The following is a 17,477-nucleotide window of genomic DNA, read 5'->3' on the forward strand; positions in this document are numbered from 1 at the left end:
AGCCACTTAAATGAGGATTAGCTTACATTCATTAGCTCATATATTTTTCTGGGTAAATGAAAGAAAAACTCATCACTAAAATAGTGAAAAAAAACTGAATTTTTCTCGTTTACTTGATATTTTTACTTTTATAGCAACCGCTCCTGTGGCTCTTGACAAATTTAAAGAATTAAACTAACAGAAGGCAAAGCTTTACCTGTTGCCTGTTGCCTGTTGCCTGCTATCTTTTGCTATACAAATTTAGAACGAGCTACTTCTAGGAAATAAATCAGCCGCTTCGGAAGTGTTGACTTCTAAATGAGCTAAAAATCCCTCGTTAATTAAATTTGTATAAGTATTTAAATCCTCCTTCCAATTAGCTATAATTTCTCCTATATTCTTAAGCCGCTCTTTCGGTTCAGATTCGCCTAAATCATAGCTAAAATTTCCCGAAAATAGAACAACGGGTAGAGTGACTTGTTCAGGAAACTGAAGTGTCGCTTCATTAACTGACAAGCTCAGTTGCCGATTTTCTAAATTATAAAAATAGTTGATCGAAGCTTTAGCTGGCGTATCTCCATAATTTTGCCATTTTCCCGCCGATAATAACTTATTACAAATATATTGATAAGCTCCATCGGCATCATTTTCATAGCCGACGTAAGAGCGTAAGTTAATACCTACTGCTTGATATTCAGCACGGGGAAGCGCTTCTATATACTTATAAGCGACCTCAGCTACTTCGAGGGTATTTAAGTTTTTAGTCCCTATGGCTTCTAAAAACATTATTCGGTCTGCTTGAGCCGCTATGCTAATACCATTTTGAAAGATGATTTGTACTACTTGATTCGTATAGACGGGAGGACGTGCTAATTCCCATTCAGCAGGGACTACACCACTGTACTTTAAAAAATCGGCGTTTAGAATAGTTGGATTGTTATTCTTTACAGCCACAACTATTACTAACTCTTGAGTGGTCAAGCTCTGAGTCATATATCACACTTTAATTGCTTTGTATTGAAATCAGTCTCAGGGTAGAGAAATTTCACAGAAATATTATACAGTGATGGCTAGAAAAATACAAACATTTTAAAAATTTTTTTCGGGGTCATCTCGCTTGTTTCATCGGAAGTTTAGCTAACAAAACCAAAGCCGGAACAATAGCAAACCCTCCACCAACTCCGACTAAACCCGTTAACATTCCAACTCCTATCCCTTCTGTCATCACCCACAACCAACAATATTTACAAACAGGTTTAGAATACTGTTCTATTACTGTTTTCAAATCTTGAGAAGTTTGAGCTTTGCTAGTTTTACGGATCATTAATAGGGCAGCCAGTAACATGGTGGTCCCAAAAATCAGCATTTGTAAGGTTCCGCTCATAAAAGGGAGAGTCGCTAGACGCGCTCCGCTATAAGCTCCGATCATGGTGGATAAGCCAAACACGGCAGCCGTTTTGAGTCGTACATTGCCGAGTTTCCAATGGGGTATTACCCCCAATAAACTCACGCTTCCCACTGCCACTAAAGTAACAGCGATCGCTTCTTTGGGTGGCACACCCATGATATAGACAAGGGTAGGAACCGCCAAAACTGATCCTCCACTGCCGATTAATCCAAGACTAATACCGATAAAAACCGCAATAATATGACCAATAAACCAACTCATCATCTATATTTCTCCATTACAATTTAAGATTGGGCAAAAAATCGCCATTCCAGTAATACTGGTGAAGGGACGAAAAGAGAGCGTTCTTTTTCTAAAGGCAAAATCAGCCGCACTCCTTTGTTAGTAGGCAATTGAGATAATATTTTTTTGAAGTCATATTGACCAACGTTAGGAGCGGGTGCTTGTTCGGCAAATTGATCTTGAGTTTTTAAAACGATTCCATCACTAATGATTATTTGCAAAATTTTAGGATGAACAAAAGAAGCTCTTCCGGGAAATCCGACCAGACGTAACTCAATGGTTTTAACTTCCCCATCTTGAACACGCTTAAATAAAACGACTTGCCAAGTGCTGCCAGTTTCATCTGATAAACTATGCCGGGATTGATATAGCAGTTGTCCAGGTGCTTCTTCCTGTTGGCGGATCAACGCTATTCCAGATTGAGAAATGCTTAAAGAGATAGATAATAGAAGAATAATACTTAAAGTCAGAGAAATAACAAATTTCATAATCAAACCGCTCAAAAAAATCTCTTGGACAACTTCCATGACTGACTTCTGCTATATTTACTAAACAGTTATATAATCATATCATAGATTAATGAGCAAAATTGGTCACGATTAAATTTTTAGCTAATGGAAAACAATCTTTCTTTCTAATTGGACTTTAGACAATTAGTAAATTAAGGGTTTATTAATTGAAAATTATAGCCTGTTGGATAAGTTTTTGAAGGTACTACTTCAAGAATAACTGATTTCATCAGCCGATAGCCATTGGGTAAAAATAGTACTTAATTATTATGATTGGAGCTATTAAATGCAAGGATATAAAGACTTGGTATAAGTTCGGTCTTAAAGCCCTTAAGTCATTTCTATATTTATTTTTCAGTTTGTTAAGAGGAATGCGATGCGCGAGCTATGACAAGAAGTTAAGTTTTGCAAAGCTCAAGGGGAATTTCATAAAAACTTCACAAAAATTGAAGATTGTAAAGTATGGATAAATTGAACTAGACAACGGATTATTCTGTGGAGAAAATCAATGCTGCCCTTTAATCCTAGAGCGGGTGAAAATGATGAAGTAAATTTAATAATTAGTGAAGCCATTCTACGGGGGTTTATTTGTCAAATTGATGAGAACAAAAAATGGAAAATCCATTTTAGCGATGATTGGGCTTTATCGCAAACCGAGACGGAATGGTTATTATTATTTAAAGCCGTGCCCCAGATGGCAATTTCTCATGAAAAACTTTTAAAAATGTTAAGATCTTCAGGAAATTGAGTGTGATAGAATTGAGGAAAATTTTCAAGATTAGTATTAAATCTCTTGGGTTAGTTTTTTGCCCTTTTAACAGATGAATGATCTTAAAAAAACCAAAGCACAACTGCTCGCTGAACTAAAGGAATTACGGACTCAAGTCGCCACTCTCAAGTCCTCCTCTTCAAAAGGGGGTGATCATTCCCTAGAGACGTTACATCAAACCTTTCAAGCCGAAACTGAGCATCAAGGGCAATGGCAACAACAACGACAACAACTAATTTATCGAACAGCCCTGTTAATCCGTCAATCTTTAAAACTCGAAGAAATTTTTGACACAACAGTAACGGAGATCAGAAATATTATTAAGAGCGATCGCCTGATCATCTATCAATTCTTACCAGATCGATGTGGGATAGTGGTGGCTGAATCCGTGTCCGAGCCGGTTTGGTCAATTAAAGGGCAAATCATGCCAGAGGAAACATTTCCTTATGATTGGGTTGCACCCTACCAACAGGGACGAACCCGGGCGATGAATGATATTTATACAGATCCCCATTTAAGTCAGTGTCATGTAGAATTTTTAGAATTTTTACGGGTGAGAGCGAATTTAATCGCTCCAATTCTCCATCAAAATAGCTTATGGGGGTTACTGATAGCCCATCAATGTAGCACCCCCAGACAGTGGACAGCCTCAGAAGTTGATTTAATGAAAGAATTGGCCATTCAAGTGGCCATTGCTATTCAACAAGCTCTCCTAGTCCGACAACAGCAAGAGGAATTAATCAGACGACGGGAGATAGAAACCGAACTCAGACAGCAAACACAGCTATTAGACCTCTCTGACGAGGCGATTATTGCTCTAAATATCAATAGAAAAATTATTTACTGGAATCGAGGAGCCGAACGTCTTTATGGTTGGACAAAAGAGGAAGCATTAGGGCAAAAAATTGAATCTATGTTGCAAACTCAGTTTCCTATCTCCCTTGAAGCCGCTCATCAGACGATTATTGAGCAGGAATACTGGGAAGGAGAACTATTGCATATTAGGCGAGATGGTCAGCCGCTTATTGTAGAAAGCCGCCAGGTGTTACAACGAGATTCAAAAGGCAATCCCGAAATCATTTTAGAAACCAACCGGGATCTGACTCGACGAAAACAATTAGAAGAAAACCTAAAGATAAATGAAGAACGCTTGCGTTTAACTCTAGAATTAACCGGAATCGGAAGCTGGGACTTCAATTTAAAAACTGAAGCCTTTATTTCGAGTGATAATGTTTTTCGGATGAGTGGATTAGACCCAAAAACGGCGGCTCCGAGTTATGCTCTCTGGCTCGAACAAATTCATTCGGATGATAGAGAGCGAGTCGAACAAAAATTACAAGAAGCGATACAGAATCAAACGCCTTTAGAAGTAAAATATCGAGTTGTTCACCCCAAAGGTCATATTTGTTGGATTTTGTCAAAAGCAAGTTTTATATGCGATCAAACGGGACAGGCCACAAGAATGCTCGGTATATGGATGGATATTACAGCCCAAAAAGAAACTGAGTTCGCCCTCAAACAAGGAAAAGAAACCCTCAAGCTATTTTTTAAATATGTCCCGGCGGGAGTGGTAGTGGTAGACCGTAATATGTGTTATTTGATGGCGAGTCAACGCTGGCTCGACGATTATAAAATCAGTTCCGATGATACGCTACAGGGGCACTCTCTTTATCAAATTGTTCCCGAAATCCCCCCGAAATGGCGGCAAATTCATCAACTTTGTGTCAAGGGGGCAACCGAAAAGTGTGACGAAGAGTTATTCATCCGTTCAGATGGAACCGAACAATGGTTACGTTGGGAAATTGTTCCTTGGTACGATAATTTAGGAAAAGAAGCGGGGATTATTATTTTTACTGAAAATATTAGTGAACGCAAACAAGCCGAAATCGCTCTGCAAGAACTTAATAGCCAACTCGAACAGCGCATTATCGAAAGAACCGAACAACTGCAAAGAGCGAAAAAGAACATCGAGCAAGAACTCTTAGAACGAAAAAAATTAGAGCGAGAACTCAGAAAACGAGAACAATTGCTAGATGGATTTTTCAACGCCGCCTCAGATGCTAAGGTGGGGATGTGTATTAACGACCTTAATTTTCGCTTTCTCAAGATCAATCAAGCTCTAGCTGACATTAATGGTTATAGCATAGAAGATCATTTAGGACGAAACCTTGATGATGTGTTGCCGGAACTGGCTCCCACCCTTAAACCTTTATGGGAAAACGTAATAGATAGCAACCAACCGATCAACTTAGAAATTTCGGCTGTTGTTCCTTCGAGTCGGGGGGTAATGCGATATTGGTCAGTAGCCTATTTTCCTATATTGGCAGAAAATGAAAATTTAATAGGGATAGGGGCAGTCGTTATCGAAATTACCGAGAGCAAACGTTTAGAACTTGAGCAGGCTAAGTTAATTGAAATTTTAGAAGCCACTCCTGATATTATAGCAACAGCCTCTTCAGCAACGCAAAAAGTCGGGTATTGTAACCAAGCTTTGCGGAAATTGTTAGGAGTAGCCCCTAATAGCCCCGTTACTGATTTGACTATCGCTGATGTTTATCCCCAATGGGCTTACTCCATGATCCAAAATGAAGGGATTCCCACCGCCATTAGAGAGGGAATCTGGAGAGGAGAGACGGCTTTTTTAGGGATTGATGGAGAAGAAATACCTTTTTCTCAGGTCATTATTGCTCATACTTTCGGAACCGAGGCAGTACAATCTGTTTCTACTATCGCCCGTGATATTAGCGAACAAAAGCAAAAAGAAGCTATTTTGCGAGAATCGGACAGACGTTGGCAATCACTACTCAATAATATTAAATTAATCGTAGTCGGGTTAGATTTGCAAGGTAATGTTGAGTATGTCAATCCTTTTTTCTTATCCTTGACTGAGTACACTGAACCTGAAATTTTAGGCAAAAACTGGTTTAACCAATTTCTTCCGGCTGACATTCAAACTTCCCTAACAACCACTATTTTTCGAGAATTGTTAGAGCAAGAAAAATATATTTACTATCAAAATCCAATCCTGACTAGCTCAGGAGAAGAACGGCTCATTGCTTGGACAAATACGGTGCTACGGGATGCTAACGAGCAACCAATTGGTACGGTTAGTATCGGGCAGGATATCACCGAAAGCGAGAAATTAGCACGTATGAAAGATGAATTTATTTCCGTTGTCAGTCATGAGTTGCGAACTCCCCTTACTTCCCTACAAGCGGCTCTCAGTTTATTGTATGAGAAAATTATCGATCCGACCTCTGATGAAGGACAAGAAACGATTGAGATTGCCACTGAAGGAGTTAATCGGTTAGTTCGTCTTGTTAATGATATTCTTGACCTCGAACGGCTATCTTCCGGCAAAATCCGCCTAGAAAAGCAATTTTGTCAAACTGATGGCGTGATCCTAGCAGCACTAGACCAAATCAAAGAGATAGCTAAAGAAGCTCAAATCATCATTAAATCTGAGTATGAAAACTTCTTTTTCTGGTGCGATAGTGATCGTCTTGTCCAAATTCTGATTAATCTTCTCAATAACGCCATTAAATTCTCTCCCCAAAACAGCATCATCGAACTGAAGGTTCAACAGCAGAATTCCCCGATGCCTAGTCTTTTATTCAGCATCAGCGATCAAGGGCGAGGTATTCCGAGTGATAAGCTAGAGAGCATTTTTGACAGATTTGGACAAGTCGATGCCTCTGACTCCCGCGCCAAAGGCGGCACAGGATTAGGTTTAGCTATTTGTCGTAGTATTGTCACGCAACATGGGGGCGAAATTTGGGTCAACAGTAAGCTTGGCCAAGGTAGTACCTTTTATTTTACTATTCCCCTAAATAAGCACTAAAATTTAATTATTAATCCTTCCAATTTAGCAGCGATTTCATTTGCTTGACTAAATCAGGAGCTTTGAACGGTTTAGTAATAATACCTTTTACGGGCAGCTTAGTAAACTCTTGCTGTTCGGAAACGTGAGCTTTGGCAGTGAGTAAAATTGTCGGAATCGCTCGAGTTGAGGGGTTAGATTGAAGTTGCTTAAAGGTGGTAATCCCGTCCATCTCTGGCATCATAACATCTAAAAGAATCACATCAAGAGGTTCCGTTTGGGCGATTGACAATCCTTCACTTCCTGATGCGGCTACCAAGACTTCCCAACCGGCGATCGCCTTAAGAGAAATTTGAGTAATTTTGCGAATACCCATTTCATCATCAATAATCAGAACGCGCTTTGACATAATGCCTCTCTATTCTCGAGTTTTTTTAGGTAATGTAAAGTAAAAGGTGCTACCTTGACCGGCAATACTCTCTGCCCAAATTTTTCCGCCATGTTGCTCAACGATACTACGACATATCGCTAACCCCAAACCCGTGCCCCCTTTAGTGCGAGAGTCGGAGGCATCAACTTGCCCAAATCGAGCGAAAATACTGTCTAGATGGGCACTGGGAATGCCCCGTCCCTGATCGCGCACCCCAAAACGCAAAACTCCTTTGACTCCCTCATCTTGTTGTTCCTCTACTGATAGCTCAATAGTCGAATGATGAGGAGAAAATTTAATCGCGTTACTCAGTAAATTGGTTAACACTTGTAATATTCGATCAGCATCAGCTTCAATTTGAAAGGAACAAAGAATAAATTTAAGGGTAATATTGGCTTGGTTAGCCATTTCCTGCATTTGAGCAATGGCCGTTTCGATTAGATCAATCACATTACACAAACTTTTCTTTAAGCGAATTTTGCCGGACTCTAAACGTTCTAAATCAAGAATGTCATTCACTAGACGCACTAAGCGATCTGTTCCTTCTGTGGCAATTTGGATGGTAGCTTCTCCTTCAGGGGAGTTAGGATCGATAATTTTTTCACTCAAAAGACTAAGGGCGGCTTGCATTGAGGTTAAAGGCGTTCGCAATTCGTGGCTAACCACTGAAATGAATTCCGCTTTCATCCGTTCTACTTTGTCGCGTTCTGTAATATCTTCTCCTATGCTCATCGTACCAATGGGTTCCCCTGCCACATCTTTTAAAATCGTGTTATTCCAAGCAATCATGCGTTCTTCACCGGATTTAGTCATCACAGAATTTTGATAGTAAGGATGAAAGTTTTGCTCTAGAACTTCTTTAAAAATAATTTTGAGCGGATGTTTCTCTTGAGGGTTGAGAAAATCAAACCAGTATTGACCCAATACTTCCTCTAACTGATATCCGGTAAGTTTTAAGAAGAATGGATTTGCGTATTCAATATAACCATCGAGATCTAACCCAATTACGACTAATTGTACATTATCGAGGAGCGATTGCCAGCGCCGATCCGATTCTCGAAGTGACGCTTCTATATGTTTGCGATCAGTAATATCCAACAGTACACCCAAAGAACGAACAGGTTGACCCTCTAGATCGTAAATTGCTTTTGCTCGGGCCATTAACCAATGCACCGATCCATCCGGATGGATGATGCGATATTCAGACTCGTAATCTGTATGAGTTTCTATGGATTTTGTATAAAGTTGCTCGACACGCTCCTTATCTTCAGGATGAATGCAATCTCGCCAATCTTCATATCGAGGTTTAGGATTGTTAGAAGGTAAGCCTAATAGGGTAAAGTGATTTTCATTCCAGATCAATTGTCCAGTGGGGATCTGCCAATCCCAAAAGCCGATGTGAGTCAAATCTAATGCTAATCGCCGTTGTTCTTCACTTTCTAAGAGAGCCGCTTCAAACAGTTTGCGGTCATTAATATCGCGATGAATTGCAATCATTCGCAAGGGTTTACCCTTTTCGTCTATAGCGACAACTTTACCATAATTAGCAATCCATTTCCACTCATTTGATTTTGTTTGTAAGCGGTAGTCAAAACGATAATCTACTGCGGTGTTTTCTAGATGTTTTTCCAGTCTTTCTTTTACCCAGATTAAATCTTCAGGATGTACTAACTGTTCCCAAGTGCTAAACGAGGAGGTTAATTCATCAGCTTTATAGCCTAACATTTGAAAAAATTGCGGATCAAGATAAACTTCATCCGTAAGAATATTCCAATCCCATATTCCATCACCAGACGCTTCTAGGGCCAGTTGTAAACGCTCTTGACTTTCCCGTAATGCTCCTTCTACCTGTTTTAACTCGGTGATATCCCGCCCCACTGATTGCAATTCAATTAGATTACCCTGATTATCGAATAACATACGATTAACCCATTGCGTCCAGCGTACCTCCCCCCGACCGTCGATGACCCGATTTTCAATCACTAACATCGGAGTTTCAATGCTCATCGATTCGACTAATTGATTGACTTTTTCTAAGTCCGCCTCATAAATCACAGGGCTATAACTCTTATTAAGGATTTCCTCTCGTTTAATATTAAAGTAACGACAGTAAGCCTCATTAACAAATAAAACAGTGCTATCAGGTAAGAAACGGGCTATCATTTCGGTTTGATCTTCGATAATAGCTCGGTAGCGAATTTCGCTCGCCTGTAAAGCCTTTTCGATGCGTTTCCGTTCAGTGATATCCACAGCAATACCACCGACTAATTGTTCGTCTGATGAATTAGGAACGAGGAAATTGTAAACTAAAAATTCGCCCATTGTTCCATCGGGTTTTAGACTATGCCTGGACGTTTCTAGTGTTGTCTGGCTTTTAACAACAGCTTGAATATTATTTAGATAATGTTGAGCAATTTCATCAGGATAAAGCTCAAAAAGATTATGCCCGATTACTTCTTGATTTAATAATTGAAAAGTCTGATAATAAGTTTGGTTAGCATAAAGCATCTGTCCATTGGAATCTGTTATCCAGGCACAGGCGGGATTATGAGCCATGAATGCTTGAAATCGCGCTTCACTATGACGTATCTCTTGTTCTATACGTTCTCGCCGCAGTAATTCTTGTTCTAATTCTACGGTTCTTTGACTGACTCGGATTTCTAATTCTTCATTTAATTTTTGTAATGCTAATTCTGCCTGTTTCCTTGCGGTGATCTCTTCGTAAGTACAGACATGACCGATGATTTCTCCTGTAGCTGATTGCATTGGCGCAACTTGAACCCAAACCCAGTGAACTTTTTTTTGTGGAGTTAATAAACGAAATTCGCTTAAAAATCTTCCTTTCCCTTGAAGATAAGTTTTCCAGCCCCTCAAACAGAGGCCGCGATCTTCTGGGTGAATCGCTTCTAGCCACCCATAACCGAGAGAATTTGTCAAGTCCTGTCCTGACATTTTCTGCCAGCGACGATTGCTATAGATGCACATTCCATCGGCATCAATTTGACAGATCCCTATGGGAGCGGCAGCGCTAAGGGAGCGAAATAACTCCTCGCTTTTTTGGAGAATATTTTGTATTCTTTTGCGCTCTGACAATTCGCGTCCCCTTTGCTCATAGAGTTCGGACTGTTGTACAGCAATGCTAACTTGGGTGGCCAGTCGCTGTAGTAGCGTAATTTCCGACGATTGCCAGACACGAGGGGCGCTACAATGATGGACAATTAGCAAACCCCAAAGCTGTTCTTCTAGCAGAAGGGGAACCACCAAGTTAGCTTTAACCTGAAAAGTTTTCAGTAGCTCAACGTAGCAAGTTTCTAGCTCTAAGCTATCAATATCGGACATCATCGCCACTCGCCCTTGGCGGTAAGGATCAATGTAGCACTCGCTAAAACAGGGGTCATAAATGGTGGTCGAAAGGATGGGAGTCCATTGTTCTGCAACCGATTCGCTGATGACATCGCCTTGCCAATCCGGGCGAAAGCGAAAGATAATAACACGATCTGTCTGGAGGAAATCTCTGACTCGATGGACGGTGCGAGACAATACCTCGTCTAGATTGAGGGAGCGTCTAATGTCTGAGGCGATCTCGCCGAGTAAATATTCTTGCTGAATTTGCTGTTCGAGAGTCGTTTGGGCTTGTTTAAGCTCGGTAATATCTTCCACAAAGATGAAAATACCGCCGATCTGTCCTGTTTTGTGCCGCCAAGGCTGAACTTCCCATTTCAACCATTGTACAGTTCCATCGGGTAAGGTAAAGCGGTCTTCCTCACATTTGATTAGTTCACCCACTAAACCGCGCTGATGGATTTCTCGCCAACGCTGAGGAATATTAGGGAAGATTTCGTAATGACAATGCCCCAATATTGCTTCGATTTCGCCCAGATGATAAACATCTACCCAACGTTGACTGACGGCTATATAATTCATATTCGTGTCAAGCATCGCTACACTAACCGGGGCACATCTGACAAATAAACTTAACTTTTGTTCATCTTTGGCCAGGGTTTCTTCCCTTTCTTTGCGCTCGCTAATATCAAAAGTCACCCCAACCATCCGCACTGCTTGACCTGCCTCGTTGTAAATCCCTTGCCCTTTGCTTTGTTGCCAGCGTATAGTGCCATCTTTTAATAAAACTCGAAATTCTACATCATAACCTGTTTTTTTGGTCAATGCTTGAATGAGCTTGTTTTCGACAGAACCGACATCATCGGGATAAATCTGATTACGCCAGAGTCGATAGCTTGGCTCAAGGTTCCCAGGTTCATAGCCTAATAAGCGGTAATAATAATCATTCCCCTTCATCACTCCGGTTGTTATATCCCACTCCCAAACGCCAATATCGTTTAGCTCCAGAGCCAAGCGTAACAAAAGTTCACTTTCACTTGATATAACTTCTAAAGTTTTTTGCTCCCATGAGGGGGGTTCGTTATTACTAATATTATCTACATTTTGTGAATGATTCATAGAACGATTACCCGTTTCTATTTTATATATTAAACTCCTTTAATTAACTGTCAATAAAATTAAAAAAATATTAAAATATCTTAAAATTATTTTTAAAAAAGTTTTTCAGTGGTTTCTCAGTTGTTAGGTTGGGATTTTTCGGCGGCTATTATTCGTCTTCTCCCTGCTTCCTTAGCCTGATAAAGGGCTTGATCTGCTGCTGTATAAAGCATTTGTAGCTCATTCCCATTTTCCCTTAATTGAGCAATGCCGCCACTAAAGGTAACTCTAAAAGATGTTCCATTCGCGGCTACAAACAAATAGTTATTTAATTTTTCTAAAATGTTTTCTAAACGCTTGCTCCCTTCAAGTTTAGTCATGCCAATCATGCCTACTACGAATTCTTCCCCTCCCCAGCGTCCGATAATGTCTTGAGAACGGAAGGATTTATTGAGTAATTGCCCAAAGTAGCTAAGAACAAGATCGCCAGTTTCGTGCCCGTATTGGTCATTAACCCGCTTAAAGTGGTCTAGGTCTAATATTGCTAAACAAAAAGGTTGTCCTTGTCGTTGCGCTAAATGAATAGCTCTCGTTAAATCTTCTAGGGCTTTGCGGCGGAGGCTAACGCCGGTTAATTCATCGTACTCGATAATTTTCCACATTTTTCTCTGTTTTAAGCGGCTTCGTACTCGGATTAACAGTTCACTAGCGACGACAGGTTTACTCAAGAAATCATCAGCCCCAGCCATAAAACCACGTTGAACGGTTTCTAAATCTGTGTGAACCGACAACAAAATTACCGGTAAGCGATTCCAACGCAAATCATTACGAATCACTTGACACAATTCAATTCCATTAAAAAATGAACTTCTTTCCTTTTCCTGGTCTGACGAGGCCGGCTTAGAGAATTTAATATCTAAAATCAACAAATCCGGCTCGCTTTGCTCTAAGATTTCCCAAAATTGTTGTGGTTCACTTAGTAACGTTAATTGATAACCCGAGGGCGTTAAGAGGGTACTCAGAAGCTTTAAGAGAGAGGAATCGTCATCGACAATTAATATTTTCGCGCTCGATTCACTCGCCTGTCGCAAGGTTTGAGTGACAACCGCTAAAATTTGAGAGGGCACTACAGGTTTTACCAAAAAGTAGTGATTTCCCCATCGGGCGGCTTCGATTCGTTTTTCAAAGCTTTCCTCTGCGGTTAATATTATTGCTGGAAGGCTTGGATGCTGACGGTTAAGGGTGGCGAGAAATTGTAGCCCTGTTGGCTCAGAATCGTAAAAATTAAGGTCTAGCAACATTACATTACATTGACCGCTATTGAGTAATTTCTCGGCTTCGTCCAAGGTTGTCGCCACTTGGGTTTCAATCCCCCAAGTCAATGCTTCTTTAACCAGAAGTTGTCTTAAAGTCATGTCCGACTCTAATATTAACAGGGTTCCGCGTGGGGACAAAACAAGGCTAACAGAAGATTTTTTTTGCCTCAAATCGCAACTATTTGGATTGGGCAAATTACAGCTTAATGCTTCAGTTAATTTGGTTGTCCATTGAAATAATTGTTCTGTTTCTAACGGGTTTGGCGGCTGGGGTTGCTTGAATATTTCTTCAATTCGACGCGCTATACTTGAAGCGTTTTCTAGACCAAAACTTCCCAAAGAACCTGCTAGGGTGTGAGCTTCTCGTTCCGCTTGATGTTGCAAAAGGGGGGTTAGAGTTCCCTTTTTGAGAGCCGTTACAGCTTGCTGGATGATTGAAGCGCGATCACAGTAAGACTGCCGGCACTCCTGCCACACTTCCCATAATTCGGGCGGGATTTGGAAACAAGAAAGACAATAGGGAGAAGATAAGTTTTTATCTCGATTAACTAGGCGTTTATCTTCGGCTTGATCTACCTTTTTCAATCTATAACCCATTTTATAAATTGTTTCTAATGGGTCGGGAACTCCTGCCTGCTTTAATTTTTGTCGTAATCCTTTAATATGCGCTCGCACTGCCCCTTCTGTCGGTGTTTTTTCGATACTCCATAAACTGTCAACTAATCGACTGAGGCTAAAAATTTGCTCGGGATTTCGTAAAAATAGCTCTAATAATTTATATTCTTTTTGAGCCAGTTGAATTTTTTGCTCAAGATAGGTGACTTGACCACTATTGGGACACAAGCACAATTGGCCCCATTTTAACATAGGCGCTCTCTCTCCTGACTTACGGCGTAAGAGGGCACGGATTCTAGCCAACAATTCCTCAAAATCCAATGGTTTTACGAGGTAATCATCGGCTCCTGCATCCAATCCCATTACTTTACTGGTTGTGGTATCCAACCCCGTCATCAGCAATATGGGAGTGTCTTGGTTTTGGCTAGGGATAAGACCATTTCTAGTCCGTAATTTTTCACAAAGTTCAATTCCCGTCAGTTTCGGTAACATCCAATCCAGTAGAATTAGGTCGTAAGCCGAGGTAGTGACTAAGTTCCATCCAGTCTCCCCGTCTGTTGCTATTTCTACTTCGTAGTGTTGCTTTACCAGGATTTGATAAAGCAGTTTGGCTAAACTTTCATCATCTTCGATACAAAGGATTTTCACAAATCTATTGATCTTTTGTGCTGTTTGCCATCATTATAGCCTTTATCGGCTTAATCAAAGTTCAATTTTGTCTTATCTATACTATAAATAAATCAACACTTTTTCCGAATTTTTATGGAGAAGTCCCCTAAGTTGATTTGCGCAGCCCACAGGGGTTGCTTCTAGCAGAGGCATCTCTTGCCAACAGTTTCGACAGAACCAGTACAACTGATGGTTACGAATGTGACGGAGCATGATGTGAGAGCAGCAAGGACAGTTATTCATTTTTACTCTTCTCTTAAAACTTTATTTTGAATCTCGGTTCATTTTTTTAAAGGTCGAGTTGACTTTGTTTAAACATCTAAAAAATTTATGAATTATTTATGAATTTTTGGCTGATGTAAATTAAATGTAATAATTCTCTAATTAACTTTTTAATTGATTAATCTAGTGTAGAAAATGGTTTAAGCATAGTTACCATAACAATATATTAATAAGTCAAGGTAAGTGATACATACAACCATAATAGACCGCTTAACATTAAGAACCGGCTACGAACTGCCCCCTGCGCCCTTGTTGACAAAAGAAGTTAATTTTCGTTTAAAGTCCAGCCTACAAGCTTGGCTATTTGTTGAGCTAACGTGTTAACATTAAAGGGTTTAGTTATCACTCCTTTAATTTCAATATTGTTTTTGCTTTCTGCCTCCATAAAAATGATTTCTGCTGTTAATAAGATGACGGGTAATGTTCGAGTTTTGGGGTTTTCTTTTAAATGTTTCAGCACAGTAAGGCCATTCATTCCTGGCATCTTTATATCTAAAATTAAAACATCAAATTGTTCTTGGTTTGCTTTCAATAATCCTTGATACCCTGTACTCGCGGTTGTTACTTGCCATCCAGCTAGATCTTCTAGAGATCCCTGTACGACTGTTCGCACCCCCGCGTCGTCATCAATCACTAAAACTCGTTTTTTAGCCATTTTTTCAAGATCCTTTAGGTTTTTAACAATTTTTTTTATTATTTAAGCCATATAATCTTTGTTTGAAGATAGGGAAATTTTGTGAATTATTTATGAATTCTTGGCTAATGTAAACATCCAGCAACAATTCTCTACATTACTTTTCAATAAAGCTTCGTTTTTTTATTGATATGTTTTTAATAACTACCTGTATAAAAATCAAAATTACTGTGTAAGAAAAGTAAACCTTTTTTTGTTTTCACTTCTCTTTAAGATACTGTTTAAAAAAAATAAAGAAAACGGCTTGACGGGGTGACAAGCAATGGCTAAACCCAGATGCGGCTTGAATTTAAAATATGCGGAAGAAGCAAAAAATCAACTTAAATTATAAAAAAAGCTAATTCTCAAATAATTTGAAATAAGTTTAGCTAAATTATTGTTGGCAAATTTTCTGAACTTTCTGGGGTTGATTTTTTCGTCAAGTACAAGGTTATATTAAATTATTAATAATTTTTTAAAATTCAAACCCCAAAAGCATTTAAGTTTTAATAAATGGCACTAATTTGAGAATAAGCTTTCATTCCTTTTTGATAATTGAAAATTTTATGCCGGTTAATAATCATTATTTCTTGTATAAAATTAAAGCAGAATTCTACCGCAAAAATCCAGTTGTCGCCATATAAACCTACCCAAAAATCACTATGTCGCTTATTTTTTCTCTTGGGTTCGCTCAATCTTGAAATATATTTTTGATATCCTTTATTTTTGATGACTCTACCAAGTAGTGCTGAACTTGTATAAGCTATAGCTATTAATAAAATTAAATTTGTGAGTCTCACCTCATTTCCTTTACTGCCTTCAAGATTATAACCACCTGTTTTACAGTCTTTAAACATTGCCTCAATACCGCTTCGTTTTTTATAATATTTTATTGTTTCATCTAAAGAAGGCAAATTAGTTAAAATAAACCAGGGTTCTTTTTCTTTATAGTTTAGATAATTTCTTTTCCAATAAATTCCTAAATTAAATTGGCCAAAACCTTTCTTTTTCGTGATTTGTACATTTGAGAGAAAGATTTTTATTCCTGGACCTTGGACTAGAGTCTTGAGAAGTTGATAATCATTTCTTCCTTTTTTAAAATTAACGTCTCCTTTTTCTCTAAAAGCAAAGTGAATTTTATTTTTACTTTTTCTATCTAAATTTTTTAACCAATAAGCCAATTCTATACCATGAAACTCTCTATCTCCTAGAATAACTAAACTATAATTAGCCAATAATTTTAAGACTGGCTTAATAATAGCTTGTTGTTCCTCTAAACTACTTCTTCCCTTTTTATTTAAAATTAACCAATATAAAGGAAAAGCTCTTTTTTTCCAGATTAAACTTATCACAAAAATATTATTATTTTTCCACTGCGTTCTATCTAAAACAAGAATAAGACGTTCTTGAACTTGAAAATTTTTTTGAATAATTAATTGAATTAAAGGAAACCAAAATAAAGTTAAACTTAATTTTTTTAAATTTAAAAATCTCTGAATTTTTCGGCGACGGCTTTCATATAAAATTGGAATAGGTAAACAAGCCGCTAATCTCTCTATTTTAACTTGTTTATGAACTTGAAGTAACCAAATTAATAATTTTAATGTTAACAGTTCTGAAGAAGTTAAGGTATTTTCAAAATAAGTTTGATAATATTGTAAAAAATCCATGAATCAATTGGTCTATTGAACAGTAATAGACCAATATTTTTAGCACTATTAACAACAAGTCATGATGATTTTCAAGAAAATTTAATTTTTTGAGCCGCTCTTTCAGGGTTTGGGGATTTTTGTACTAATTTACGTACTCAGCCGCACCCAAATTTTTCACGACCCCAAATCCTCAACCTGTGAAAAAACCAAGCTTTCAGGCTGCTTGTCACCCCGTCAAGAAAACGGCTAAAGAAGATTTTTAGGTTCTTGCGTACTTAGTGTGCTAAACTATTAAGACAATGCCCAAAAAGTAAAGCTAGTATTTCAAAGTTATTAAAATTTTAAAATCCAAATCCACTTACAATTATCACATTTAAATATACGACGATTTACTCTTAATATTACTTCTTTATTTCCTATTAGTAAATCTTGACTAAATACTTTTTAGTTTGATAAAGACGATAGCTTTTTTAACGAAGTAAACGCAGTTTGCGCCGTCGCACGGTGGGAAAACGTTGACCACAACGAGGACATATTGCTGTTTTTGAAGCTTTTTTTACTGATAAAATTAAAGTATTTTCTGCAACAGCTTATAACCCCTGGTAAATTTAGGAGAGCCATAAAATTTCTTTT

Annotated in this window: 9 protein-coding genes and 2 pseudogenes; 2 read left to right on the forward strand and 9 right to left on the reverse strand. The window is 38.6% G+C overall.

Annotation, left to right across the window (positions count from 1 at the left end; translation table 11 throughout):
* Nucleotides 1-240 precede the first annotated feature (240 nt).
* The 3 genes and pseudogenes from CYAN7822_RS29525 to CYAN7822_RS29535 form a co-directional block, all read right to left on the reverse strand.
* On the reverse strand, nt 241-972 hold the full coding sequence (locus CYAN7822_RS29525) for a hypothetical protein (RefSeq protein WP_013334634.1): 732 nt from the start codon (nt 970-972) through the stop codon (nt 241-243).
* A 121-nt stretch (nt 973-1,093) separates the two neighbouring features.
* Nucleotides 1,094-1,648 (reverse strand): annotated as a pseudogene (locus CYAN7822_RS29530) (sulfite exporter TauE/SafE family protein); the annotation flags it as partial.
* A gap of 23 nt (nt 1,649-1,671) precedes the next feature.
* Nucleotides 1,672-2,157, reverse strand: a complete 486-nt coding sequence (locus CYAN7822_RS29535) for a DUF3122 domain-containing protein (RefSeq protein ID WP_157871982.1) — start codon at nt 2,155-2,157, stop codon at nt 1,672-1,674.
* A gap of 529 nt (nt 2,158-2,686) precedes the next feature.
* On the opposite strand from CYAN7822_RS29535, the gene CYAN7822_RS29545 reads away from it, so the two are divergent.
* Together CYAN7822_RS29545 and CYAN7822_RS34950 are read left to right on the forward strand one after the other, a co-directional pair.
* Nucleotides 2,687-2,926, forward strand: coding sequence for a hypothetical protein (locus tag CYAN7822_RS29545; protein WP_013334637.1), 240 nt, complete (start codon nt 2,687-2,689; stop codon nt 2,924-2,926).
* A gap of 73 nt (nt 2,927-2,999) precedes the next feature.
* Nucleotides 3,000-6,788, forward strand: coding sequence for a PAS domain S-box protein (locus CYAN7822_RS34950; protein ID WP_013334638.1), 3,789 nt, complete (start codon nt 3,000-3,002; stop codon nt 6,786-6,788).
* 10 nt (nt 6,789-6,798) lie between these two features.
* Here the strand turns inward: CYAN7822_RS34950 and CYAN7822_RS29555 are convergent, their stop codons facing one another.
* The 6 genes and pseudogenes from CYAN7822_RS29555 to CYAN7822_RS40585 all read right to left on the reverse strand — a co-directional run.
* The gene (locus tag CYAN7822_RS29555; RefSeq protein WP_013334639.1) at nt 6,799-7,176 is read right to left on the reverse strand and encodes a response regulator; all 378 of its coding nucleotides are present in this window, start codon (nt 7,174-7,176) and stop codon (nt 6,799-6,801) included.
* Between the two features lie 9 nt (nt 7,177-7,185).
* Nucleotides 7,186-11,658 carry a PAS domain S-box protein gene (locus CYAN7822_RS34955; RefSeq protein ID WP_013334640.1) on the reverse strand — a complete coding sequence of 1,491 codons (4,473 nt, stop codon included), beginning with the start codon at nt 11,656-11,658 and terminating at the stop codon, nt 7,186-7,188.
* Between the two features lie 116 nt (nt 11,659-11,774).
* Nucleotides 11,775-14,216 (reverse strand): response regulator, encoded by a 2,442-nt coding sequence (locus tag CYAN7822_RS29565; protein WP_013334641.1) that lies wholly within the window; start codon nt 14,214-14,216, stop codon nt 11,775-11,777.
* 568 nt (nt 14,217-14,784) lie between these two features.
* On the reverse strand, nt 14,785-15,174 hold the full coding sequence (locus tag CYAN7822_RS29570; protein ID WP_013334643.1) for a response regulator: 390 nt from the start codon (nt 15,172-15,174) through the stop codon (nt 14,785-14,787).
* Between the two features lie 524 nt (nt 15,175-15,698).
* Nucleotides 15,699-16,862, reverse strand: a complete 1,164-nt coding sequence (locus tag CYAN7822_RS29575) for an IS4 family transposase (protein ID WP_013334644.1) — start codon at nt 16,860-16,862, stop codon at nt 15,699-15,701.
* Between the two features lie 339 nt (nt 16,863-17,201).
* Nucleotides 17,202-17,465 (reverse strand): annotated as a pseudogene (locus tag CYAN7822_RS40585) (transposase family protein); the annotation flags it as partial.
* Nucleotides 17,466-17,477 lie beyond the last annotated feature (12 nt).

The sequence above is a fragment of the Gloeothece verrucosa PCC 7822 genome (assembly GCF_000147335.1).
GTDB classification, from domain to species: Bacteria; Cyanobacteriota; Cyanobacteriia; order Cyanobacteriales; family Microcystaceae; genus Gloeothece; species Gloeothece verrucosa.

What these genes read in the sequence shown, in the direction of transcription:
- CYAN7822_RS29525 (WP_013334634.1), bottom strand. Translation starts at nt 972, where the DNA reads ATGACTCAGAGCTTGACCACTCAAGAGTTAGTAATAGTTGTGGCTGTA.
- CYAN7822_RS29535 (WP_157871982.1), bottom strand. Translation starts at nt 2,157, where the DNA reads ATGAAATTTGTTATTTCTCTGACTTTAAGTATTATTCTTCTATTATCT.
- CYAN7822_RS29545 (WP_013334637.1), top strand. Translation starts at nt 2,687, where the DNA reads ATGCTGCCCTTTAATCCTAGAGCGGGTGAAAATGATGAAGTAAATTTA.
- CYAN7822_RS34950 (WP_013334638.1), top strand. Translation starts at nt 3,000, where the DNA reads ATGAATGATCTTAAAAAAACCAAAGCACAACTGCTCGCTGAACTAAAG.
- CYAN7822_RS29555 (WP_013334639.1), bottom strand. Translation starts at nt 7,176, where the DNA reads ATGTCAAAGCGCGTTCTGATTATTGATGATGAAATGGGTATTCGCAAA.
- CYAN7822_RS34955 (WP_013334640.1), bottom strand. Translation starts at nt 11,658, where the DNA reads ATGAATCATTCACAAAATGTAGATAATATTAGTAATAACGAACCCCCC.
- CYAN7822_RS29570 (WP_013334643.1), bottom strand. Translation starts at nt 15,174, where the DNA reads ATGGCTAAAAAACGAGTTTTAGTGATTGATGACGACGCGGGGGTGCGA.
- CYAN7822_RS29575 (WP_013334644.1), bottom strand. Translation starts at nt 16,862, where the DNA reads ATGGATTTTTTACAATATTATCAAACTTATTTTGAAAATACCTTAACT.